Here is a 21704-nt window from a genome sequence, read left to right as displayed (position 1 = left end):
GGAAGCTCGCTTCAAGATGAGGTATCCCACCCACATTGTGGGGTAAGGCCCCCAGCTAGACGACTGGGTTGATAGGCCGGAAATGTAAGCCCGGTAACGGGTTCAGTTGACCGGTACTAATAGGCCGAGGACTTGACTACCAAGCTGCTACGCGTCCACTGTGCAACTCTGAACCAGCGAACACCCCACGAGAGTGTGTGTGTGTTTGACATGTTCATAGAGTTACGGCGGTCATGGCGGAGGGGAAACGCCCGGTCACATTCCGAACCCGGAAGCTAAGCCCTCCAGCGCCGATGGTACTGCACTCGGGAGGGTGTGGGAGAGTAGGACACCGCCGGACAATCTTTCGACGAGGGCCACCCCTGACGGGGTGGCCCTCGTTGCGTTTCCGCCGTTACGGCGGAATCACCACGACCGAGCCACCGCATCTCGTACCGTCGAGCCGGGACCGCCCCTGCGCGTCCCCCGCCGGCCTGGCGGATCCAGAAACGTGACATGGCGTACGGCCGGTCTGTGATCGGGACGGACCCGCCGGGGTACAGGAGTGGTCATGGAGATCGGAATCATCGGGTCGGGGCACATCGGGGGCACCCTCACCCGTCGTCTGAGTTCACTCGGCCACGACGTCGCGGTTACCAACTCCCGCGGCCCGCAGAGCCTGACCGACCTCGCCGCCGAGAGCGGCGCGCGGGCCGGCACCCTGGAGGAGGTGGTCCAGGGCGCCGAGGTGGTGGTCGTCGCGATCCCGCTGAAGGCCGTCCCGCAGCTGCCGGCCGCGCTCTTCGACGGCAAGCTGGTCGTCGACGCGAACAACTACTACCCCCAGCGCGACGGCGACGTCGCCGAACTGCTGGACCGCAGTCTCAGCTCCAGCCGGTGGACCGCGGACCACCTGAAGGGCGCCCGCGTGGTGAAGGCCTTCAACAACATCCAGGCGGCGCACCTGATGGACCAGGGCAAGCCGGCGGGCACCGCGGGCCGGATCGCCCTGCCGGTGGCCGGCGACGACGCGGACGCCAAGCAGGTCGTCATGGGGCTCGTGGACGAGCTGGGCTTCGACGCGGTCGACGCCGGCACGCTGGACGAGAGCTGGCGGCAGCAGCCGGACACCCCGGTCTACGGCACCGACCGTGACGCGGACGGCGTCCGGGAGGGGCTGGCCGCGGCGCGGCCCTGACGACGCTGAGCACGAAGGAAGGCCCCGCCGAGGCGGGGCCTTCCGCATAGCTGGTGTCAGGCGCCGGGGTCCGGGGCGCAGATGAAGCGCGGCTCGGCGTCGTAGCGCCAGCTGAACTTCTCCCGCTTGACCACCTTGCCGTCCTTCTTGATGACCCGGAACGCGTCCTGGGCGAAGCCGATGCCGCCGGCGGCGGAGATGCAGTTCGGGCCGGGCTCGAGGTAGACGGTCTTCGGCTGGGTGATGTTCCGCCGCGGCCCGTACTCGGTCTTCACGCTGTCGTAGATCTTGGTGCTCCAGATCGACACGGTGATCGAGCTGCCCGTGTACGAGGTGTCGATCAGTACGCCGTGCGGGGTGTCGTTGCGGAACTTGAAGTCGAGCTGCGGCCAGTAGATGGTCGACTCGATCACGGCCGGATAGCGGCTGAAGTAGAACGAGTGCGGCTTGTGCTCGACGTCCTTCATGCCGGCGTAGTAGGTGGCGTTGAACAGCGTGGTGGTGAACTGCGAGACGCCGCCGCCCACGCCCGGCACGAGCTTGCCGTTCACGATCGTCGGCGCGTCCTGGTAGCCCTGGTCGTACCCGCGCTCGCCGGTGTGGGCGTTGAGCGAGAACGTCTCCCCCGGCTTCACGATGGTGCCGTCCACGTCCTTGGCCGCCTGGACGATGTTCTGGCTGCGCGGGGAGGAGAGGCCACCGGTGAACCGGGTGGTGAAGGTGGAGACCCGCTCCTTGATGCCCAGCTCGGCCAGCTTCGCCTCGGTCAGTTCCGGCGTGGCCGGCTTGAGCTGGGCGGTCACCGTGCGGTCGGTGGACTTCGGCAGCACCGCGAGCAGCGCGGGGCCGAGCGCGGCGGCGTCGACCTGGCGGCCGGCGCGGCTGGGCGCCACCTTCGGCTTGCCCCCGGTGATGGTCAGCCCGGCGTCGCGCGGTTCCACCTCGAGCTTGGCCAGCTTGCCGCCGAGCGCGGTGCGCAGCCGCTTGACGTCGACCCGGGGGGTGACCTTGCCGGCGTCGTCGGTGGAGAAGCGCAGTGACCGGGCGATGGCGGCGGGCGGGATGGTGACCGAGCCACCCTCGGTGGTGAGTGTGACGGGCGCGGCGACGGCCGGCCGGGCCAGCTCGGTGACGAGCCGGTCGACCTCCTCGCGGGTGGTCGCCGGCCACTTCTCCACCAGCGGCACGGTGACCGGCTGGCCGGCCAGCCACGCCGCGGTGACCGCGTCGGTGGCACCGGCCGTGTCGACGGTCAGCGCCGGCTTCGGGTAGACCGGCTTGGGGGTGGTGTCGGTCCAGATGACGGTCGGCATGGTCATCTCGCGCCCCTGGTCGCCGACCGCCTTGCGCAGGGCGGCACCCAACCGTGCGGCGTCCACGGTCACCACCGGCTCGACCGCGCGGGAGCCGACCAGCCGGCTCACCGCGTGCGCCTCGGCGGCGGCGGCCGCCGCCACGGTGGCGTCCACGTCGATGGCGAGCCCGACGTCGGCCGGCTTCAGCTCGGCCTTCTTCTCGCCCACGGTCACGACGATCGGGGCGTTCAACGCGGCGGCCCGGCGCTCCAGCTCGGCGCGGAGCGCCCGGGCGGCGTCCGCCCGGCTGCGTCCGCCCAGCTCGGTGCCGAGCACGGTGGTGCCGCGGGGCACGTCACCGGCGTACGCGTAGGCGCCGACGCCGATGCCGCCGGCGAGCAGGGCAGCGGCGAGCCCGCCGGCCAGCAGCAGCCGGGCGCGCCGGGAGCGCGTCGGCTTGCCCCCGTCGGCGGCGGGCGGTGTGGCGACCGGCTCCAGCTCGACCCCGGGCCAGCTCACCGCTGCCACCTTGATGGTGGGCCGGTCGTCGGCAGCCGGCATCTTCTCGCCGCTCATCGTCACTGCAACCTCGATCGGAAACGCGTGCGGGGACCGCTTCCCCCGCGGGAGACACCTACGGTAACCAACGCTCGGGCCGGTCGGGAGTCTCCGGCCGCGAGGTCGTGTCGGCCCGGCGGAGGTGTCGCACCGATCACCCGTTTCGGGTCACCGTTCCGGCGCAGGTCGTGACACGGTGGGCGGGTGCGGACGGAGAACCGGGTGTTGGCGTACGGCGGTGGCTGGCTGGACCGGGCGGCGGCGCTGCGCGGCGACCCGCAGTGGCTCGCCGAGCGGCTGAGCGACCCGGGGAGCGTGGTGCTGCCGCTGTGGCAGGACAGGTGCCTCGTCGACGCCGGGCGGGCGCCGGTGCGCCCGGCGGCGGTGGACGCGGTCGAGTTGCTCGCCGGCGCCGACGAGACGGTCTTCCTCGGGCTGGACGCGGGGCGGGCGGTGTTCGCCGTCGACCTCTCCGGCCGGGCGGAGAGCGTGGCCCGCACGCTGGCCGGTGCGGCTGAGGCGGTGGACGTCCGGGCGCTGGTGGGTGGGCTGGCACCGGCCGAGGCGGCCGTCCTGGCGTACGCGAAAGGGTTGCTGCACTGGCACCGCGGCCAGCGGTTCTGCGGCAGCTGCGGCACGGCGACGGTGGCCGGGCCGGGCGGGCAGACCCGGTCCTGCGCCGGCGCGGGTTGCGGCCGACTGCTGTTCCCCCGGATCGAGCCGGCGGTCATCATGCTCATCGAGGCACCCGGTGAGCCGGAGCGGTGCCTGCTGGCCCGGCACCGTGGGGCGGGGGAGGATTCCTGGTCGACGCTGGCCGGTTTCGTGGAGATCGGCGAGAGCTTGGAGGACGCGGTCCGGCGGGAGGTGGCCGAGGAGGCCGGCGTGGCCGTGGGCGAGGTGACCTACCAGGGCTCGCAGGCGTGGCCATTCCCGGCCGGGCTGATGGTCGGCTTCCGGGCGAGCGCGACGTCGACGCGGGTGCGGGTCGACGACGAGGAAGTGGTGGAGGCGCGTTGGTTCACCCGGGCGGAGCTGCGTGCCCGGGTCGCCGCCGGGCGTCCGCTCGGCCGGATCGACTCGATCGACCGCCTCCTGCTGGGGTCGTGGTTGGACGGGCGGGGCTGACCCGGCTCCGGTCGGCGGCCGGGCCTGACCGGACGGGTGAGCGGCCCCTCACCCTCAGCGGCTTGTCAGCTCGCCGTTATCGAACTGTGATGTTTGCCGGTGACGGCTACCACAGGTGAAACCTCTCCGCCATCGTGTCGTAATGACGGCGGTTTGTCCGGGGCTCCTTGCTGCCGGGACGTTAACCGTTGGTAACCGTAGGCGATCTTGATACCACAACTGTGTTACCCGCCAGTAGCAAGGGACTTGTGAGGTCTGTCGCTTCGCGAGAGCATCCAATCCGCGACCCGCGCGGCCCGTTCGGCACAACGGCCTCCGCGCCGCCCCGCAGCTTTCCCGTCCCGCGACGCGTCCCGCGTCCGGAGACGCACCCCCGTCGAGGAGGACCTTGTGAGTGAATCGGAGAACCGCCAGATGAGTGGTGGCACCCGCTGGCGGCGCTTCGCCGCGATGATGGTGCCGGCGACCCTGGTGGCCGGCGGCATCGTGTTCGGCATGGCCAACGGCGCCATCGCGGCCTCGTTCGCGGTGTCGGGCCAGACCTTCAAGGTCGGCGCCTCGAAGCTGGAGGGCAACGGCTTCAAGCAGTACGGCGGCCTGGTCCAGGAGCGGGACAAGACCCAGCACCCGGTGGCCGTCTCGGAGATCGCCGACGCCAAGCTCTACGACCTGTGCCAGTCGGTCAACGCCAGCATCCCCGGCGTGCCGATCGTGCTGACCATCAACGCCGGTGGCGGCGGCAAGCCGGCCACCGCGACCAACCTGCTCATCGACATGGAGTCGCTCGAGGGTGACGCCACGTTCGAGAACATCCAGATCGGCCGGGACGCCAACGACCTCAACCCGACGAAGGGTCAGCCCGGCGCGTTCGGGCAGAGCGCCGACTCGGTGACCATCACGAAGCTGCAGCAGGTGGCCCGCTCCACCAGCGCCGGCGTCTTCACCCTCAACGGCCTGAAGCTGAAGGTCAACGTGGGCAAGGACGCCAAGGAATGCTTCTGATCTGATGGCGAGGCCCGCGGAGGGCGCCCTCCGCGGGCCTCAACCATGTCGCACCCCGTCAGCACCGCCAGGAGGAGTACGTGACAACCGCCGAAACGCAGCAGGCCCGGCCCGGTCGGCTCGGCCAGGCGTGGCGTGGCTTCCGCCGGTGGCGCCGGGAGCGGCCGTTCTGGGGCGGTCTCTTCACCGCCCTGGCCGGTCTGGAGATCTTCGCCACCACCCAGATGAGCCTCAACGGCCTCACCTTCCAGATGGGGCCCACCGGCTTCCTGTCCTGGCTCGTCCCGACCATCCTCGTGACCTGCGGAATGCTGCTCTGGTTCAGCCCGGCCCAGCGGATGTTCTACGCGGTGGTCGCGGCGATCACCGCGCTCTACTCGCTGATCGGGGTCAACCTCGGCGGCTTCTTCATCGGGCTGCTGCTCGGCATGGTCGGCAGCGCGCTCGGCTTCGCCTGGGTGCCTCGCAAGGCCGCCGAGGCGACGCCGGGGGAGCCGACCGACGAGCCGGTGACGGAGCAGCCGGCCGACGAGCCGGAGCCCGCCCTGGTGGACGAACTGTTGCCGCGGCAGCGGGAGGAGGACACCACCGGGGTCCTCACCGACACGCTCCCGGAGCCGCGCAACCCGCTGCGGGAGTCGGCACCCGCGGAACCTGCCGTGGAGGCGCCGCCCGCGTACCGGCCGGGCGGTCCCGGGCACCCGCCCAGGGCGTACGCGATCCTGCTGGTCGCCGCGGTCTCCGCGGCCGGGCTGATCGCGGTCCGGGACGTGCGGCCGGCGGTCGCCGCGCCGGCGGCCTGCCCGACCGCGTCGGCGCCCGCGCCGAAGCCGTCCGCCTCGAAGACCACCGCCTCGGCCTCCCCGTCGGCGAGCCCGAGCACCACACCGCCGGCCGAGCCGGCCGCGGAGTCGGACGGCAACCTGCTGACCGACCTCGTCGACGGCATCACCGGCCTGTTCACCGGCGACAAGGACAAGACCGAGGCGTCGCCGTCGCCGTCACCCTCCACCGCGGCGAAGGCCGCCGCCGCACCCAGCGGCAGCGCCACGCCGGAGCCCAGCGGCAGCGCCGAGCCGTCCGCCTCGGCGACGCCGGGCGACGACTGCGCCGAACCGGCGCCGACCAAGCCGAAGCCGGTCGAGGAGGGCAAGCCGCTGCCCAAGCTCGCCGCCGACCCCGACCAGCCCCTCGTCGCCGACCCGCCGTCGCGGCTCACCGGCTCCAAGGTGACCATGACCGGGCTGCGCTTCGAGGGCATCGTCGAGCTGCCCACCGACAAGGGCAAGCTCAAGTGCCTGAAGTTCACCATGGACAAGGCCGTCACGGACGACTTCACGCTGCTGGCCAGCGGCCCGGCGGGCAAGAAGCAGCGGTACGTCACCGACCGGCTCACGGTCGAGGGTGACGTGGCGTTCTACGCCACCCGGTTCGTCGGGCATCTGCTCGGCATCAAGATCACCCTGACGCCGGACCTGCCCTTCCCGGACGGCATCCCGATCACCTCGCCGATCCCGATCAGCTTCGACGACCCGGTGATCGAGCTGGCCTACGAGCACTCGAAGTCGCTCACCGCCAAGCCGGTGCTCCGGCTCGACCTGGCCTGACCGGCCGCACCGACGAAACGGCCGGGAGCCGGAGGGAACACCTCCGACTCCCGGCCGTCGCCGTTGCCGGGAGACTCAGAGCCGGGCCAGCGCCCGGCGCAGCGGGTCCAGCCCCAGCGCACCCAGGTCGAGCGCCTGGCGGTGGAACTCCTTCAGGTCGAAGTCGGCACCCTTGCGGGCCTTCGCCTCCTCGCGCGCCTGCAACCAGATCCGCTCGCCCACCTTGTACGAGGGGGCCTGCCCCGGCCAGCCGAGGTAGCGGTTCAACTCGAAACGCAGGTTCTCGTCCGGCACCCGGCAGTGCGCCCGCATGAACTCCCAGCCCAGCTCCGGCGTCCACCGCTCGCCCGGGTGGAAGCCGAACGGATTGTCCGCCGGGATCTCCAACTCCAGGTGCATGCCGATGTCGACGATCACCCGGGCGGCCCGCAACGCCTGCCCGTCGAGCATGCCGAGCCGGTCACCCGGGTCCTCCAGGTAGCCCAGCTCGTCCATCAGCCGCTCGGAGTAGAGCGCCCAGCCCTCACCGTGCCCGGACACCCAGCAGAGCAGCCGCTGCCAGCGGTTCAGCAGGTCGGCCCGGACGGCGGTCTGGGCGACCTGGAGGTGATGGCCGGGCACGCCCTCGTGGTAGACCGTGGTCACCTCGCGCCAGGTGGAGAACTCGGTGATGCCCTGCGGCACCGCCCACCACATCCGCCCTGGCCGGGAGAAGTCCTCGCTCGGGCCGGTGTAGTAGATGGCGCCGTCGCTGGTCGGCGCGAGGCAGCACTCGATCCGGCGGACCTGCTCCGGGATGTCGAAGTGGGTGCCGTCCAGCTCGGTGATCGCCTTGTCGGCGAGCGCCTGCATCCAGTCGCGGAACGCCTCTTTGCCGTGGACCGTCCGCGCCGGGTCGGCGTCGAGCGCGCGTACCGCCTCGTCGATGGTGGCCCCGGGGCCGGCGATCCGGCCGGCCACCATCCGCATGTCGGCCTCCAGGCGGGCCAGCTCCGCGAACCCCCAGGCGTACGTCTCGTCCAGGTCGACCTTCGCGCCGAGGAAGTACTGCGAGGCCAGCTCGTAGCGCTCCCGGCCGGCGGCCTGCTTCTGCCGCCCCACCGGGGCCAGTTCGGTGCGCAGGAACTGCCCGAACTCGGCGGTCGCGGCGGTCGCGGCGGCGGCGCCCTTGCGCAGCTCGGCGCCGAGCGTGCCGTCCGCGTCGAGGCGCTCGACCAGACCGTGGAAGAAGTTGTCGCCGTCCGGGTCGACCCAGATGTCGCACTGCTTGGCGACCTCGACGAGCTGCACCTGCGAGCTGACCCGACCGGCGGCGGCGGACTCGCGCAGGGTGCGCTTGTAGGCGTCCAGCGCCGACGCGAAGCGGTTGAGCCGGGCGGCCACGTTGGCCTTGGCCTCCTCGCCGTCGGTCGGCATCAGGTCGAAGACCATCCGCAGCTCGTGCAGCCCGCTCTCGATCACGCTGACCTCGCTGGTGGTCTCGCCGGTGTCGTACCGGGCGAGTTCCAGGCCGAGGCGTTCCTGCATGGCCTCCTGGGCGGTGCGCTCCGCCTCGGTCGCCGGCTCGGTCACGTCGAGCTCGGTCAGCGTGCGCCGGACCAGGTCGGCGCGGGCCGCGTAGCCGTCGGGCGAGAGGTCGTCGAGCTGGTCGTCGTAGCCGGCGATGCCGACGTAGGTGGCACCGGTCGGGCTCAGCGGAGCCCACTCCGCCACGTAGCGGTTGGCGAGGTCATCGATTCGTCCCACCGAACGAGACTACGTGACCGGGCCGCCCCGGTGTCGATCGTGTTTGCCGTGTTCAGGGCAGCAGGTCGGCGGGGTCGACGTCGATCGGGAACGGCAGGTCCAGCTTGAGCCGCTGACCGCCTGTGCCGTGCTCCTCGACCGGTCGACGCCTCCACTGTGAGTCGGTTGCTGTGGCGGTCGACACCACGTCCGAATTTCGCGCGACAGCGTCGTACCCGAGGGGCAGAGTGTCAGGGGTGAACGTCGATACCACTCCTGACCGGGCAGCGCTGCGGAGTTGGCTGCCGGGTTTCGTCGCCCTGGCCGCGATCTGGGGTTCCAGCTTCCTCTTCATCAAGGTGGGGGTGACCGAGCTGCACCCGGTGCACCTCACCCTCTACCGGGTGGCCACCGGTGCCGCCACGTTGCTGGTGGTGCTGGCGGTGCTGCGCGACCGGCTGCCCCGCGACCCCCGGGTCTGGGCGCACCTGCTGGTGGTGGCCGCGTTCGGCGTCGCGCTGCCGTTCACCCTGTTCGGCTTCGGCGAGCAACGGGTCGAGTCCATGCTCGCCGGCATCTGGAACGCCACCACGCCGCTGATCGTGCTGCCGCTGGCGGTGCTGGTGTTCCGCACCGAGCGGCTGACCGCGCGGCGGGCGATCGGGCTGGCCCTGGGCTTCGCCGGCGTGCTGGTGGTGCTCGGCGTCTGGGAGGGCGTCGGCGGGGCCCACTTCACCGGCCAGCTCATGTGCTTCGGCGCGGCGGCCTGCTACGGCCTGGCCATCCCGTACCAGAAGAAGTTCATCGCGGGCAGCGCCTACTCGGGGCTGTCGCTGTCGGCGGCGCAGCTGCTCGTGGCGACCGCGCAGCTCGCGCTGGTCGCGCCGCTGGTCGCGGGCGCGCCGCCGGTGCCGACCGGGCTCTCGTTGCGGGTGGTGGCCAGCGTGCTCGCGCTCGGTGCGCTCGGCACCGGGCTGGCCTTCGTGATCAACATGCGCAACATCCGGTTGGCCGGCGCCAGCACCGCGTCCACCGTGACCTACCTGATCCCGGTGTTCGCGGTGCTGGTCGGCGCCGTCGTCCTCGGCGAGCGGATGAACTGGCACCAGCCGGTGGGTGCGCTGGTGGTGCTCGTCGGCGTGGCGGTCGCCCAGGGGCTCTTCGCCCGGCGTCGCCCCGGCCCGGCACCGGTGGCGCCCGCCGCCCGCCCGGTCGAGCCGGCCGCCCGGGCCTGACCGCTCAGCCCCGGCTCGCCGCCCATGTCACCAGGCGCTCGGCCGTCCAGGTGTTGACCACCCGGTCGGCCGGCACGCCGCAGCGGGCCGCCCGCTCGCAGCCGAAACGCTGCCAGTCGAGCTGACCGGGGGCGTGCGCGTCGGTGTCGATGGCGAACCGGCAGCCCGCCTCCAGGGCCCGACGGATCAGCCTTTTCGGCGGGTCCTGCCGCTCCGGCCGCGAGTTGATCTCGACGGCCACGTCGTGCTCCGCGCAGGCGGCGAAGACGGCGTCCGCGTCGAAGTCGCTCTCCTTGCGGGTGCGCGCCCGGTGCCCCTTGTCGCCCGGCCCGGTCACGCCGGCCGGGCGGGACGACACCATCCGGCCGGTGCAGTGACCGAGGATGTCCAGGTGCGGGTTGGCGACCGCGGCCAGCATCCGGCGGGTCATCTTCGCCCGGTCGTCGCCCAGCCCGCTGTGCACCGACCCGACCACCACGTCCAGCCGGGCCAGCAGTTCGTCGGTCTGGTCCAGCGAGCCGTCGGCGAGGATGTCCACCTCGATGCCGGTGAGGATGCGGAAGCCCTTCGGCAGCGCCTCGTTCACCGCGGCCACGTGGTCGAGTTGCTTGCGGAGCCGGTCCGCGGTGAGACCCCGGGCCACCTTGAGTCGCGGCGAGTGGTCGGTGAGCACCAGGTATTCGTGGCCCAGCTCGACCGCGGCCAGCGCCATCTCCTCGATCGGCGAACCGCCGTCGGACCAGTCGGAGTGGCTGTGGCAGTCGCCGCGCAGCGCGTCGCGCAGCCTCGCCGCCTCCTCGTCCAGGTCGGTGCCCTCGGTGGCCAGCAGCCGGCGCAGGTAGACCGGCTCCGCACCGGCCAGCGACTCGGCCACGCAGCGGGCGGTGACGTCACCGACGCCGGCCAGCTCGGTGAGCTTTCCGGTGCGGGCCCGCTCGGCCACCTCGCCGGCCGGCAGCGCCCCCAGGGCGTTCGCCGCCGACCGGAACGCCCGGACCCGGTAGGTGGCCTCGTTCGCCCGTTCCAGCAGGAACGCGATCCGGCGCAGGTCGGCGATGGGATCCCGGGCAGTCATGCCCTGGAACCTACGCGCTCCGGCGGCCCGCCGGGAGCCGGCGGGCGCGCGTCGGGTCAGCCACCCGCGACGGACCGGCCCGGCGACGTCGGGCAGCCGTGCTTGCGCTGCCACGCGGTGACCTCGGCGGCCGGTGAGCGGTTGCCGCCCTTACGCCAGGAGTTGAGATAGGGCGCCGGCCAGACCACGCCCCGGCGGATCCACCAGTCGTCGTGGCCGGTGCACTTCGGGGAGAGCCCGAAGTGCACGTGGCACACGTTGTTGGCGTTGCCGGTGCGGCCCACCCTGCCGAGCTGCTGCCCGGCGCGGACCCGGACGCCGGCGTCGACGCCGGCCGTGACCGCGCTCAGGTGGGAGCCGTAGTAGCGCACCCCGTCGTCGCCGAGCAGCGAGACGGACAGCCCGCCGTTGTTCGGCCCGAGCGGCCCGCGCTTGTCGAACCGGTCCACCCGGCTCACCTCCAGGACCACCCCGTCGGTGACCGCCACGACGGGTTCCCCGCAGTCGGCGAAGAGGTCGGTGCCCGGGTAGCCGCCATGCGTCGGGTGGTAGTCGACGTTGCCGGAACGCACCGGGAAGACCCGCCGGACCGCCGCGCGCGTCGGCGTCGGGGTGGGCGCGGCGGAGGACACCACGGAGGGGACCGGGCTCGCCGTCGGCTCGGCCGGCTGCGCCGCGGTCACCATCGGACTCGGGTCCTGCCACGCGTCGGTCGGCCCGGCGGGACGGTCGCAACCGGCGGCCAGCGCCGCGACGAGCAGCAGGACCGGGTACGCCGGACGCGCGCGGCGTCCGATCGATGGCGAGCGCATCCGGTCATCCTGGCAGACCACTACCGTAGGGACGACAGCCGAGACCCGCCCGCACCGTCTGGTCACTGTGCGTAATGGTGGAGTGGGTGATCCGGGGAAGGGGGCAGCGGTGACGAACGGGTGGCACGGCGGCGGGGACGGGCCGGGTGCGGGGGCGTTCACGCCGCCGCCGCGTACCCCGTCGGGGCTCTTCCCGTCCGGCGGCCCGATCCGGCCCAGCTATCGCGAGCCGAACCCGGTCACCGGCGGCGGCGTCGCCATCGGCGCGGTGGTCACGTTCGCCTGGTTGCTGCTGTTCGGGCTGGTCGGCCGCGACGTGCCGGGCTACGCGTGGTGGACGCTGCTGGCCGGCGGGCTCGCCTGGGCGGCCGCCGCCGTGCTGGTCCGCCACGGCGACCGGGGGGTGGCGACCGGCGTCGCGATCGTCACCGCGGGCGGGTGGAGCATCGCCGCGGCGATCGTCGCGGTGCGCTGGGCGCAGGCCGGGGAGTGGCCGCTCTGGTGACCTTGGGTGCCGGTTTCGCTGCGTAGCGAAGACCATCTTGACGTACGGGCGGTGACGGTTCACGCTCGCCGTATGGCCTGGACCACACCGCCGCGGCTCGACCCCGATCGGAGCCGCCGCCGCCTGCAACTCCTCGCCGAGTTGGCCGGCGCCCGAGCGGTACAGCAGCGCGAACGGCCGCAGCGGGCGCGCAGCGAACGTCTGCGCCAGCTGATCGCCACCCGCCGGCGCGTCGCCGGCTGACCGACTTTCTCCAGGAACGGCCGGCCCCTTACGGGGCGTTGACCGGTCGCCTGCCGACCCGACCGGTTAACGTGCATCGCGTGACGTGTCGGCGTGCTGCCGAGGCCAATTTGGGGGGACCGTGTCGTACTTCGCTGCTGCCGTGGCGCGCGTCGACGGCGGCTGGACCGCCGGTGAGGTGAGCCTGCGGGGTGTCACCGACATCGAGGAGGTCGCCGACCGACTGCGCGACGTCGAGCCGGACGCGGACCTCTCCCTGCTCTTCGTCGAGGCCGACGACACCTACCTCGTGCTGCTGCGCCTGGACGAGGGCGAGGACCTGCGGATCTTCGGCTCCGACTCGGCGTACGCGGAGGAGTCCCGGCTGGGCGCGCTGCTGGTGGGTGACCTGAAGACGTCGGTCACCGGGCTGGAGGACGTCGACGAGCCGCGGCCGTCCGGCGGCGACGACGAGACCGAGCAGCCGGCCGTGGACCCGGAGGCCGACCCGGTGGGTGACGCCGACCTCCTCACCGACCTGGGGATCCCGGCGCAGAAGCTGCTCGCCCTCTGCGCGCACGAGGGCAGCATGCCGGCCGACGTGACGGCCGAGATCTGCCAGGTGCTCGGCTGCGTGGACGAGGTCGAGGAGCTGCGTGAGGTCTGAGCCCGGCGAGTCGGTGGCGCCCGGCGCCGCCGAACCGGCCGACGCCACCGACCCGGCGTTGGAGACCTGCGGATCGTCGCGCGTCGGCCCCGGGGCCGACGAAGGGCTGGCCGACGCGGGTGCGCTGGGCCGCCGGCAACGGCACGAACTGTGGATGCGCCGCGCCCTGCAGGTCGCGGTGACCGGCCCGGCCGGCGGGCCGCCCGACGAGGGCGTCGACGACGTGCCGGTCGGCGCGGTGCTCTACGGACCCGACGGCACGGAACTGGCGATCGGGCGCAACGAGCGGGAACTGACCGGCGACCCCACCGCGCACGCCGAGGTGCTGGCGATGCGCCGCGCCGCGCGGCGGCTGGGCCGGTGGCGGCTGGACGGCTGCACGCTCGTGGTGACGCTGGAGCCGTGCACCATGTGCGCCGGGGCGATCGCGCTGGCCCGCGTACCGACAGTGGTGTTCGGGGCGTGGGAGCCGAAGACGGGCGCGGTGGGCTCGCTCTGGGACGTGCTGCGCGACCGCCGCCTCCCGCACCGGCCCGAGGTGTACGGCGGTGTCCTGGCAACGGAGAGCGCCGCGTTGCTGCGCGCGTTCTTCAGGTAAGGCGGGGCCCCTTGTTAACGGATTCGGTAGAGGCGGGGCCCCTTCTTAACAAGCCGCCGCCCCCGGCACCGGGCGGTGACGGGGGCGGGTGGAAGGAACCGCGGGTCAGGCGATGATGGTGTCGAGGGCGATCTCGACCATCTGGCCGAACGTCTGCTCACGCTCCTGCGACGTGGTCTTCTCGCCGGTCTTGATGTGGTCGCTGACGGTCAGCACGGTCAGCGCGCGCGCCTTGAACCGGGCCGCGATGGTGTAGAGCGCCGCCGACTCCATCTCCACCGCCAGCACGCCGTAGTCGGCGAGCGTGTCGTACAGGTCCGGCCGGTCGGTGTAGAAGGCGTCCGCGGCCAGGATCGGGCCGACCCGCATGGTGATGCCGCGCCGCTCGGCCACCTCGACCGAGGTACGCAGCAGGCCGAAGTCGGCCACCGGGGCGTAGTCGATCAGCCCGTCGAAGCGCATCCGGTTCATGTTCGAGTCGGTGGACGAGCCGATGGCCGCCACCACGTCGCGCAACTGCAGGTCCTCGGTGAGGGCGCCGCAGGAGCCGACCCGGATCAGCGTCTTCACGCCGTAGTCGTTGATCAGCTCGTGGGCGTAGATGGAGGCGGACGGCATGCCCATGCCGGAGCCCTGGACGGAGACGTCGACGCCGTTCCACCGCCCGGTGAAGCCCAGCATCCCGCGAACCGTCGTGTAGCAGCGGGCCTCCTCGAGGTAGGTCTCCGCGATCCACTTGGCCCGCAGCGGGTCGCCCGGCATCAGGACCCGCTCGGCGATCTCTCCCGGCTCAGCGCCGATGTGCGTACTCATGGCAAAGATCCTGCCAGGCCGGCCGGCGGGATACCGGTTCGGCGTCCGTACCGGTGGTCCTGTACCCTCGTCGGCGGTGGCGTGTCCGAGTGGCCTAAGGAGCACGCCTCGAAAGCGTGTGAGGGTTTACGCCCTCCGCGGGTTCAAATCCCGCCGCCACCGCTCGTGAAACGCGAGAACGCCCGGTTGGTCCTGACGGACCGGCCGGGCGTTCTGCTTGTGGTCTCAGTTGGGTCCGTCGGCGCCGGACCCCGCCCCCTGCTGCTTCCGTCGGCCGTACGGCTAGTCCGGTCGAACGCGCTGCCCTCGGGCCCTGCGAGGCGTTGTACGGATGACATAAGCGATCTCACACCCGTTTGGGACGTGACGGTAGGTAACCCTTCCGTGCCGTACGGATGTTCGACAAGATGTCTGAACAGAGGGAGGTGATGACGTGGCGGATCGTAGTTCCATCGAGTGGACCGAAGCTACGTGGAACCCTACGACCGGGTGTGATCGCGTCTCCGCGGGTTGCGACAACTGCTACGCCCTCGCCCTGTCCAAGCGCCTGAAGGCCATGGGCTCGGCCAAGTATCAGACTGATGGCGATCCGCGAACATCTGGGCCAGGATTTGGCGTGGCGGTCCATGCGGACGCGTTGGACGTCCCGCGCCGATGGCGAGACCCGCGGCTCGTGTTCGTCAATTCGATGTCTGATTTGTTTCACGCCCGAGTGCCGTTGAGCTACGTGCAGCAGGTGTTCGAGGTCATGCGCGAGACTCCTCGCCATACCTATCAAGTGCTCACCAAGCGGGCTGCAAGGCTGGCCAAGGTGGCCGACCAGCTCGACTGGCCCCCAAACGTTTGGATGGGCGTTAGCGTCGAGGACGCCAACGAGGTGGGTCGCATTGATGACTTGCGGGAAGTGCCCGCCGCCGTGCGCTTCGTCTCAGCCGAGCCCCTGCTCGGCCCGCTCCCCCATCTGAACCTGGACGGTATCGACTGGCTGATCGCCGGTGGTGAGTCTGGGCTCAACTGCCGTCCGGTGAACGCGGCATGGGTGCGAGCGCTGAGGGATCAGTGCGTCGCAGCAGGCACGGCCTTCTTCTTCAAGCAGTGGGGTGGCCGCACGCCGAAGGCCGGTGGCCGGCGCCTCGATGGGCGTGAACACTCCGCGATGCCCGCGGCTGGCTGTCGGGGTGGGCAGGAGATGGAGCCTGCCCGCAGCTGAGACGTGCAGCCCTAATCGGGAGTTCCATCGGGACGGTCGCGGTGGGACACTGATCCATGACCTTGGGTAGTCAGGAGGGCTGATGCCGGTCAGCGGTGAGGTTCCATGGCCATGTGCGCCGCATACGGGTGCCAAACACGACATCTACCGCCGCTATCTTGAGAGATGGTTCCCGATCCTGCTCGCCGGCTCTAACGCATACCCGTCGGTCACCTATGCGGAGGGCTTCTCTGGCCCAGGCGTCTACAGCGGCGGCGAAGACGGTTCGCCCGTCATCGCGATGCGGGCGCTCATTGAGAAGGTCCCGCCGACCAGGGGCGTTGCTCGCTTTGCCTTCGTCGACGACGACGAGCGCTGTGTCGCGATGCTATGGGACACCCTCAGGGCCGTCTTCCCTGACCGTCCGCGGCCGGACACGGCGATGCCAGTGAAGATCGTCAAGGGGACGTGCGCCACGCATCTGGAGGCGACCCTCGACAGCATGAAGGCATGGGGTCAGCCGATTTTTGCGAACCTTGACTCCTGGGGCAACGCCCCTGTGCCGTATCGGCTTCTACGACGTCTCGCCGCGAACGTCTCAAGCGAGGTCATCGTCACCCTGTTCCCTCAACACTTCGTCCGTTTCGTCAGCACCCAAGGTGAAGCGGCTGATGAGGTGTTCGGTGGAGACCCGAGCTGGCGTACGGTCGCCGACCTGGCCCCCGCAGCAAAGAGCCGGCATATCCTCACCTGCTATCGTCAAGCACTGCACAAGGCGGGCTTTCCGTACTTACTGGACTTCGAGCTCATCCCTCAGAAGGGGCAACCTCTCTATCTCGTCTTCGGCACTCGCCACCGTCTCGGGGTGCAGAAGATGAAGGACAGCCTCTGGGAGGTTGACCGTACCCAAGGCGTCGGCTTCCGCGATCCTCGGGACGAGCAGGCTGAGACGTTGTTCAACCTGGATGAACCGCAGCTCGGCCCACTGACCCGACTGCTTGCTCACAAGCTGCGGGAGGGCGGACCTCTCCGAGTCCAAGAGCTGCGTGACTTCGCACTGTTTGAGACCGTCTACCGGCCGGAGCATGTCATCGAGGCGTTGAAGCCGCTTCGGGACCGAGGTGGGCTCAACGTCGATGGTGGGGGTCCGTTGCGGATAGCGTCGTTGGTCTCGATGGCGCCGGCACCCTCCCGCTAGGCCGTAGTCGTTACCGCTCCGGCGGCCTGGGCTGGCAGCGTTGTGCTAGCCCAGGCCACCGCCCTTCTGCTAGTCGCCGGGGTCTTCGGTATCCCAGAGCCCCGTGCTCAGGCCATACGCGTAGCCGGTAATTGGCTTGGAGTCGTAGAGTTTTCCCTGATAGTCCAGGTAGTAGGCTCGGGACCGACCGAAGCCCGTGGCCTTGAGGAAAGCGTCACGCCCGAGCCGGTCGAATTCCTTGATGGCCGCGAGCACACCAGCACGAGTCACGTTGGCGAGAGTTACGTCCGACACGATACGGCGGGCCAGCAATGCGCGAAAGCCCTAATGGCGGGCCGCCATCAACCAATGTAGATAGCGCTAGTTAGGTTGGTACTCGGGTGCAAGTTCGTCAGTTTCTGCACTACGGCGGCGACGCCTCGTAAGACCCCGTCTGGGCGGAGGATTCTCAGCAGGCGCGTCAACCACGGTCAAGATCAGGTCGAATAGAAAGGAGAGGCGCCAAAATTTAAGGACGGAGATCGCTAATGCAATTTCGAAGATCCATTGCGAACCGCGGGGCGTTGCTTTAGCGTCAACGGTCATTGCCATGATACATAGTACCGCTGAGGTGAGAAGATAGCGCATAAGGCTGCGGCAGTTCTTTCGAATTCTTCGGCCGAACCTGGCGCGCAACTCTGTGACAGTCGGCCCTGACGAACTACCGTACGTGGCTATCGCAGTGCCTGCGAACCCTGCAATAAGAGCCATGACGCCCGCTCCTGCCGAATAGACAGCTAGCCGTTGTCCCTGATCCGCCCAGTGCAAGACGTTGCCATGCCCAAAGTGGTAGACCAGGGTGGCATGGCCCCCTACTAGCAAGGCGCAGAGGGCAAGGTCGACGCTAGGATGATCGGACCAAAAACCGGCTGGATGGCGGATCATAGCCCAGAAGAGTTGCCGCCAGTTCGCGTCGATCCGAATCTCCGCAGCCACGCGTCACCGCCTCTCTGTCTGGGTGCAGCGTAGCGGCAAGGTACGACAGAGCCGTCAACGATCGAGGTCGTACAATTCAGACTTAAGTGCGTCCGCCGCCTGATTGATCGCCTGGACAGCCGACTTGATTCGCACCGACCTGCCCTCTTCGTCCGTTACATCTATATACTTCCGCTTAGTAATCCGGTTATTGAGAAAATCCACGTCCTCTCTGTGGGCGTTTCCCTCATCATCATAATTAACAATCTGCGCAACAGCATGCTTGAAGTCTTTGCCGATAAGATGCTTGGCGGCTGAGGCGACCCGGCGGCGCTCATCCTCGCGGCGGGAATTGATCCTTCCCTTCACCTTGATGACCAGCTCGACTTCCACATCCCCGAACCCCTCCTGCAGCACCTTTCTGGCTCCGAAGAGAGAGGATCCGTCCGCGGTGGCGGCGCTCTCAGAATCGAACTTAGCCCTTACCAGACTTGCCTCGGCAGCACTGTTAATCTTGCCGACGACGTCCTTGCTCAGGACTGGTCCGACGGAAATCTGCTCCTCGAATGCACCGAAGTGATTCAGCCAGGCTGCAAGGGTCGAGGACCTGGGGGATGCGCCTGTACCGAGGACGAAGCCAAACCGGTTGGTTCCCGGAAGGAAGCTCGCCACCGAAACCTCGACCCACGGCTTGTTGGTGTCGGCCTCCGTATCGAGAATCTCCCCAGTCGCTCTGTCTAGCGATGACACCGCCTCATCCCGCGCGCGAGCAAAAACGAGATGGTATGCGTCATCGTGCGTGTAGACCTGAGCCCAGTGGATTACCTGCTTGATTGTTTTTTCCCGACGCCTTAGAGACGCGCTGGCCACCTCCGCAAGAACATCCTGCCAGTCCACTACTTCGGTGAGAGGGTCTCCATACTCATCTCTCACTTCAAAGAATGAAACCAACTTCTTGCGCCTCTGTATTGCCACTCGTCCCCCTGGCATCTCGCCTTTCGCCCTAATCACATTCGCTTTTTAGTTGCCTCCTGTCAAGCTCGGAAGACGACCTCAAACTGACGAATTACAACTTTTGCCCTCTATGGGCATTTTTGCGATGCCCAATTGTCGGCTTGCCGACGCTAAGTGTTCGTGGGATTCCCGCCATAGGCTGTGGCAGGCAGGGCGAACTTGTCGAGCCTGGTAGCCCTTAGTCTCGTCTCGTTGAGTGCGTCTAGGACTTGCATTAGGGCAAGTGTGTTGAGGCATTCCCTCACCGCGGGGAGAGCTCTTAGGCTGTGGGTATGTCGAATGAGGCCGATGATCCGCCCCCCACGAAGTGGCAACGGGCAATGGCGTTGCTCATGACGATCAAGCCTGCTCTTGAGGCAGCCAGCCTTGTGGCCGCTGTGATTGGCGTGATCTTGCTCGTAGTGCAGACGAGTCAGATGACCAAACAAACAGAAGCACTCAGGGAAGATTTGGACCAATCGGCACGGCAGGAGGTGTTTGGTCGGACCTTAGACGCTGGTCAGGTGGTGATGCAGAACCCGCTGCTGTTCCGGCAGATCAGAGCACCAGCTGGCGATCCAGAAGCAGTCAAGCTCAAGGCGGCGATTGCGAAGAACCCCGAGTCGGTGGAGACCCATCGGGCCTACCAGCTAGCGAACTTTTTCATCGACTTTTACGACTACATCCTTTCCGGATATCCGATCGATCAATATCCTGCTCTTAACGCCCCGGCGGAAGATGAGAGTTTTGTGGCATGGAGCAATACTATCCGGGATTTCTTTACATCTGGCTCCTTGGCCTGCTCGCAATTTATTTCAAACCAAGCAAGTTATGGAACATCGTACGTGGAGCGCGTGCGCGGAGCGGGGCTCTGTCCGGGCTTGTAAGCGGACCAGTGCAGCCCTGGACGTGCTGCCCCAGGTTGGGCAGGGTGCAACAGCAGGGGAGGTGCGGTCTCAGTCGTGGTCTCATTCGCGGCGGTACAGGGAGGTTCCCGGGCGGCCGTCAATCGAGGCAACGCCTAGTGGAGATCGGTGCTGAACGGCGGTGGACGGCTGCTCGCAGACCTCGAAAGCGTGTGAGGGTTTACGCCCTCCGCGGGTTCAAATCCCGCCGCCACCGCTCGTGAACAGCGAGAACGCCCGGTGCGCTCCGTACGGAGCACACCGGGCGTTCCGCGTTACGGCCCTCAGTTCCCGACGAAGTCGTCGCCGAGCAGCGCGCGGATCCGGCCCAACGCCCGGGCGTCGCGCATCTTCACCGCCGAGGCGGAGATGCCCAGGATCCTGGCGACGGAGGCGACGCTCCGGTCCTCCCAGTGCCGGAGCACCACGATCGCCTGGTCCCGGACGGGCAGCGCGGCCAGCGCGGTCATCAACGCGACGTGCAGGTCCGTCGTCGCCGGCGGCTGCGGTCGTTCGGGCAGGTCGGCGCAGACCACCTCGGTGTCGCTGCGCCGCTGCCGCTGATCGAAGACGGCGTTCATGAGCACCCGTCGGCTGTACGCGTCGAGGTTCGCGCTCTGCCGGATCCGGGCCCAGGAGGCGTACATCCGGGTGAACGTGATCTGGGTCAGGTCCTGGGCGAGGTGCCAGTCCCGGCACATGAGGTAGGCGATGCGCCGCAGTCGGGGTGCGGTCGCCGCGACGAACGCGCTGAAGTCCTCGTCGCGGATCTCGCGCTGACGCCGGCGGGCGCTGGCCCACCGGGCCAGCGGGCCGGCCTGACGTTCGGCGGGTGGCGTGGCGCACACGTCGATCTGCCCGCTCGTCACTCGCCCTCCCCGGCGCCCGAGCGGGCCGGGCACGGACCGCCCAGGATCTGGTCGACGCCGCCGGTGTGGCGGAAACCGGCCACGAGCCGGGAAAAGTCCGCGGCCCTGGCCAGGGTGACCTGGAACGACTCGGGCATCTGCTCCGGTTTGACCGCGTTGACCAGGTCCGGACTGTCCCGGTACATCTCCTTGAACCTGGCGTACGCCTCGTCGTGGCCCTGGAACGTCACGTTCCGCACGAGCGGATCCGAGCGGAGCGCGTCGCGCAGGTCCAGGCGTTGCTGATCGGTGATCTCCGGTCGCAGGAAGACGCGGACGTCCACCGTCTCGCGCCCCCACCTCCGGTCACAGGTGGGGTCCGCGGAGGGCAGGAGCGCGCCGGCGGCGACCACCGGCGACACCGGCTCCGTCGACGACGGCGCGAGGTTCAGGGCGACCAGGGTGGCGGCGACCGCGACCAGGCCGGCGGCCGTGCCGCCCGCGAGGAGGCCGCGCCGGCGCCGCAGCGCGGTTCCCGCGACCATGGCCTCCCGGGCCAGGTCCCCGGTCGGGGGCGCGGGTTCGACGCCGAGTGCCCGTTCGAAGAGCACGTGCAGGTTCTGATCCACAGCTCGCTCCTGGTGTCCGATGGCTTCCTCCTCCCTGACTGGTCGAGGCGCCGGATCGGTCACATCTGGGTCAGCAGGGGCCGTAGTCCTCGTCGAAGAGGCGGCGGGCCCAGTCCGCGTACCCGGCGATGATCTTTCGGACGGTGACGCCGTCGTGCAGGAACAGGTAGGCGCGGTCGCCGACGCGGGCGAGCAGCCCGGCGAAGCGGTGGCTGCCGGGCGGTGCCGGCAGCGCGGCGGCGCCGGGGTACGCGGCGCGGACCTCGCCGATCGGCGTGCCGGCGCTGATGCCCTCCGGCGTGGTCATCGGGTCGTCGAGCCAGAGCAGGACGAGCCGGTCGTCGACGAAGATCGGGCTGACCGATCCGTGCCCGGCCAGCGTGGGCCCGCACGCCTCCTCGTCGGTGCGCAGCAGGCCGCGCCGGGTGAGGTCCTCCTCGGTGGCGCCGAACTCCGCGTTGCGCAGGCCGTCCAGGCTGACCACCTCGGCGGAGCCGACCGGCCGGGCCGCCATCTCGGGCCCCTGTGGACGGACGCCGCTCCCGGCGACGGACGCGGCAGCCAGCAGC

The 21704-nt window shown here is 69.6% G+C and carries 23 protein-coding genes, 1 tRNA gene and 2 rRNA genes; 15 read left to right on the top strand and 11 right to left on the bottom strand.

What is annotated here, in order from left to right:
- The 3 genes from GA0070213_RS26370 to GA0070213_RS26360 all read left to right on the top strand — a co-directional run.
- Positions 1–140, top strand: a 23S ribosomal RNA gene (locus tag GA0070213_RS26370); the annotation flags it as partial.
- 83 nt (positions 141–223) lie between these two features.
- Positions 224–340, top strand: a 5S ribosomal RNA gene (rrf, locus tag GA0070213_RS26365).
- A gap of 210 nt (positions 341–550) precedes the next feature.
- The gene (locus GA0070213_RS26360) at positions 551–1177 is read left to right on the top strand and encodes an NADPH-dependent F420 reductase (protein WP_091070444.1); all 627 of its coding nucleotides are present in this window, start codon (positions 551–553) and stop codon (positions 1175–1177) included.
- Between the two features lie 56 nt (positions 1178–1233).
- On the opposite strand, the gene GA0070213_RS26355 is transcribed toward GA0070213_RS26360, so the two are convergent.
- A complete protein-coding gene (locus GA0070213_RS26355; RefSeq protein ID WP_175441505.1) occupies positions 1234–3048 on the bottom strand; it encodes a VanW family protein in 1815 nt (604 codons plus the stop codon).
- A gap of 186 nt (positions 3049–3234) precedes the next feature.
- Between GA0070213_RS26355 and nudC the strand changes: the two genes are divergently transcribed.
- The 3 genes from nudC to GA0070213_RS26340 all read left to right on the top strand — a co-directional run bounded on the left by nudC (position 3235) and on the right by GA0070213_RS26340 (position 6767).
- Positions 3235–4158: an NAD(+) diphosphatase gene (gene nudC, locus GA0070213_RS26350; RefSeq protein WP_245716555.1), complete on the top strand. Its 924-nt coding sequence runs from the start codon at positions 3235–3237 to the stop codon at positions 4156–4158.
- A 414-nt stretch (positions 4159–4572) separates the two neighbouring features.
- Positions 4573–5160, top strand: coding sequence for a DUF6230 family protein (locus tag GA0070213_RS26345; RefSeq protein ID WP_091070403.1), 588 nt, complete (start codon positions 4573–4575; stop codon positions 5158–5160).
- An 80-nt stretch (positions 5161–5240) separates the two neighbouring features.
- Entirely contained in the window at positions 5241–6767 is a 1527-nt protein-coding gene (locus GA0070213_RS26340; protein WP_091070401.1) for a DUF6114 domain-containing protein, read from the top strand.
- A gap of 75 nt (positions 6768–6842) precedes the next feature.
- Here GA0070213_RS26340 and GA0070213_RS26335 read toward each other — a convergent pair whose 3' ends face one another.
- Both GA0070213_RS26335 and GA0070213_RS32600 read right to left on the bottom strand, forming a co-directional pair.
- The gene (locus GA0070213_RS26335) at positions 6843–8513 is read right to left on the bottom strand and encodes a DUF885 domain-containing protein (RefSeq protein ID WP_091070399.1); all 1671 of its coding nucleotides are present in this window, start codon (positions 8511–8513) and stop codon (positions 6843–6845) included.
- A 52-nt stretch (positions 8514–8565) separates the two neighbouring features.
- A complete protein-coding gene (locus GA0070213_RS32600) occupies positions 8566–8700 on the bottom strand; it encodes a hypothetical protein (RefSeq protein WP_281182329.1) in 135 nt (44 codons plus the stop codon).
- Between the two features lie 49 nt (positions 8701–8749).
- Between GA0070213_RS32600 and GA0070213_RS26330 the strand changes: the two genes are divergently transcribed.
- The gene (locus GA0070213_RS26330) at positions 8750–9727 is read left to right on the top strand and encodes a DMT family transporter (protein ID WP_175441504.1); all 978 of its coding nucleotides are present in this window, start codon (positions 8750–8752) and stop codon (positions 9725–9727) included.
- Positions 9728–9731: 4 nt separating this feature from the next.
- On the opposite strand, the gene GA0070213_RS26325 is transcribed toward GA0070213_RS26330, so the two are convergent.
- Together GA0070213_RS26325 and GA0070213_RS26320 are read right to left on the bottom strand one after the other, a co-directional pair.
- Positions 9732–10802: a PHP domain-containing protein gene (locus GA0070213_RS26325; RefSeq protein WP_091070394.1), complete on the bottom strand. Its 1071-nt coding sequence runs from the start codon at positions 10800–10802 to the stop codon at positions 9732–9734.
- Between the two features lie 56 nt (positions 10803–10858).
- Complete coding sequence (locus tag GA0070213_RS26320) at positions 10859–11488, bottom strand: M23 family metallopeptidase (protein WP_425412865.1); 630 nt, start codon at positions 11486–11488, stop codon at positions 10859–10861.
- Between the two features lie 235 nt (positions 11489–11723).
- Here GA0070213_RS26320 and GA0070213_RS26315 point away from each other — a divergent pair, with 235 nt between their 5' ends.
- From GA0070213_RS26315 to GA0070213_RS26305, 4 genes are all read left to right on the top strand, one after another.
- The gene (locus GA0070213_RS26315; RefSeq protein WP_175441503.1) at positions 11724–12119 is read left to right on the top strand and encodes a hypothetical protein; all 396 of its coding nucleotides are present in this window, start codon (positions 11724–11726) and stop codon (positions 12117–12119) included.
- Positions 12120–12191: 72 nt separating this feature from the next.
- Complete coding sequence (locus tag GA0070213_RS31695) at positions 12192–12362, top strand: hypothetical protein (protein WP_175441502.1); 171 nt, start codon at positions 12192–12194, stop codon at positions 12360–12362.
- Positions 12363–12483: 121 nt separating this feature from the next.
- The gene (locus tag GA0070213_RS26310) at positions 12484–13008 is read left to right on the top strand and encodes a tRNA adenosine deaminase-associated protein (RefSeq protein WP_091070390.1); all 525 of its coding nucleotides are present in this window, start codon (positions 12484–12486) and stop codon (positions 13006–13008) included.
- A 154-nt stretch (positions 13009–13162) separates the two neighbouring features.
- The gene (locus tag GA0070213_RS26305; RefSeq protein ID WP_175441510.1) at positions 13163–13606 is read left to right on the top strand and encodes a nucleoside deaminase; all 444 of its coding nucleotides are present in this window, start codon (positions 13163–13165) and stop codon (positions 13604–13606) included.
- Positions 13607–13711: 105 nt separating this feature from the next.
- Here GA0070213_RS26305 and deoD read toward each other — a convergent pair whose 3' ends face one another.
- Positions 13712–14419: a purine-nucleoside phosphorylase gene (deoD, locus tag GA0070213_RS26300; RefSeq protein ID WP_091070383.1), complete on the bottom strand. Its 708-nt coding sequence runs from the start codon at positions 14417–14419 to the stop codon at positions 13712–13714.
- A gap of 75 nt (positions 14420–14494) precedes the next feature.
- On the opposite strand from deoD, the gene GA0070213_RS26295 reads away from it, so the two are divergent.
- The 3 genes from GA0070213_RS26295 (at position 14495) to GA0070213_RS26285 (ending at position 16806) form a co-directional block, all read left to right on the top strand.
- A tRNA-Ser gene (locus GA0070213_RS26295) sits at positions 14495–14581 on the top strand.
- A 271-nt stretch (positions 14582–14852) separates the two neighbouring features.
- Positions 14853–15629, top strand: a complete 777-nt coding sequence (locus GA0070213_RS26290) for a DUF5131 family protein (RefSeq protein ID WP_091070381.1) — start codon at positions 14853–14855, stop codon at positions 15627–15629.
- A gap of 82 nt (positions 15630–15711) precedes the next feature.
- The gene (locus GA0070213_RS26285) at positions 15712–16806 is read left to right on the top strand and encodes a three-Cys-motif partner protein TcmP (RefSeq protein WP_091070379.1); all 1095 of its coding nucleotides are present in this window, start codon (positions 15712–15714) and stop codon (positions 16804–16806) included.
- A 69-nt stretch (positions 16807–16875) separates the two neighbouring features.
- Here the strand turns inward: GA0070213_RS26285 and GA0070213_RS26280 are convergent, their stop codons facing one another.
- Positions 16876–17076 carry a ScoMcrA-related endonuclease gene (locus GA0070213_RS26280; protein WP_139128727.1) on the bottom strand — a complete coding sequence of 67 codons (201 nt, stop codon included), beginning with the start codon at positions 17074–17076 and terminating at the stop codon, positions 16876–16878.
- Between the two features lie 759 nt (positions 17077–17835).
- Positions 17836–18735, bottom strand: a complete 900-nt coding sequence (locus tag GA0070213_RS26275; RefSeq protein ID WP_139128726.1) for a hypothetical protein — start codon at positions 18733–18735, stop codon at positions 17836–17838.
- Positions 18736–19046: 311 nt separating this feature from the next.
- Here GA0070213_RS26275 and GA0070213_RS26270 point away from each other — a divergent pair, with 311 nt between their 5' ends.
- Positions 19047–19640, top strand: a complete 594-nt coding sequence (locus GA0070213_RS26270; RefSeq protein WP_139128725.1) for a hypothetical protein — start codon at positions 19047–19049, stop codon at positions 19638–19640.
- A gap of 302 nt (positions 19641–19942) precedes the next feature.
- On the opposite strand, the gene GA0070213_RS26265 is transcribed toward GA0070213_RS26270, so the two are convergent.
- The 3 genes from GA0070213_RS26265 to GA0070213_RS26255 form a co-directional block, all read right to left on the bottom strand.
- The gene (locus GA0070213_RS26265) at positions 19943–20527 is read right to left on the bottom strand and encodes a SigE family RNA polymerase sigma factor (protein ID WP_245716554.1); all 585 of its coding nucleotides are present in this window, start codon (positions 20525–20527) and stop codon (positions 19943–19945) included.
- Complete coding sequence (locus GA0070213_RS26260) at positions 20524–21135, bottom strand: permease-like cell division protein FtsX (RefSeq protein ID WP_091070368.1); 612 nt, start codon at positions 21133–21135, stop codon at positions 20524–20526. The genes GA0070213_RS26265 and GA0070213_RS26260 overlap by 4 nt, the downstream gene beginning before the upstream one ends.
- 70 nt (positions 21136–21205) lie before the next feature.
- The gene (locus GA0070213_RS26255) at positions 21206–21700 is read right to left on the bottom strand and encodes a hypothetical protein (protein WP_425412864.1); all 495 of its coding nucleotides are present in this window, start codon (positions 21698–21700) and stop codon (positions 21206–21208) included.
- Between the last annotated feature and the right edge of the window lie 4 nt (positions 21701–21704).

The sequence above is a fragment of the Micromonospora humi genome (assembly GCF_900090105.1).
GTDB classification, from domain to species: Bacteria; Actinomycetota; Actinomycetes; order Mycobacteriales; family Micromonosporaceae; genus Micromonospora; species Micromonospora humi.
Note: the sequence above shows the minus strand (reverse complement) of the source record. Positions and strands in the feature narration are given on the sequence as shown.

Coding starts and splice junctions, on each gene's coding strand:
- GA0070213_RS26325 (WP_091070394.1), bottom strand. CDS start 10,802: ATGACTGCCCGGGATCCCATCGCCGACCTGCGCCGGATCGCGTTCCTG.
- GA0070213_RS26285 (WP_091070379.1), top strand. CDS start 15,712: ATGCCGGTCAGCGGTGAGGTTCCATGGCCATGTGCGCCGCATACGGGT.
- GA0070213_RS26305 (WP_175441510.1), top strand. CDS start 13,163: ATGCGCCGCGCCCTGCAGGTCGCGGTGACCGGCCCGGCCGGCGGGCCG.
- GA0070213_RS26360 (WP_091070444.1), top strand. CDS start 551: ATGGAGATCGGAATCATCGGGTCGGGGCACATCGGGGGCACCCTCACC.
- deoD (WP_091070383.1), bottom strand. CDS start 14,419: ATGAGTACGCACATCGGCGCTGAGCCGGGAGAGATCGCCGAGCGGGTC.
- GA0070213_RS26355 (WP_175441505.1), bottom strand. CDS start 3,048: ATGAGCGGCGAGAAGATGCCGGCTGCCGACGACCGGCCCACCATCAAG.
- GA0070213_RS31695 (WP_175441502.1), top strand. CDS start 12,192: ATGGCCTGGACCACACCGCCGCGGCTCGACCCCGATCGGAGCCGCCGC.
- GA0070213_RS26270 (WP_139128725.1), top strand. CDS start 19,047: ATGTCGAATGAGGCCGATGATCCGCCCCCCACGAAGTGGCAACGGGCA.
- GA0070213_RS26345 (WP_091070403.1), top strand. CDS start 4,573: ATGAGTGGTGGCACCCGCTGGCGGCGCTTCGCCGCGATGATGGTGCCG.
- GA0070213_RS26320 (WP_425412865.1), bottom strand. CDS start 11,488: ATGGTGACCGCGGCGCAGCCGGCCGAGCCGACGGCGAGCCCGGTCCCC.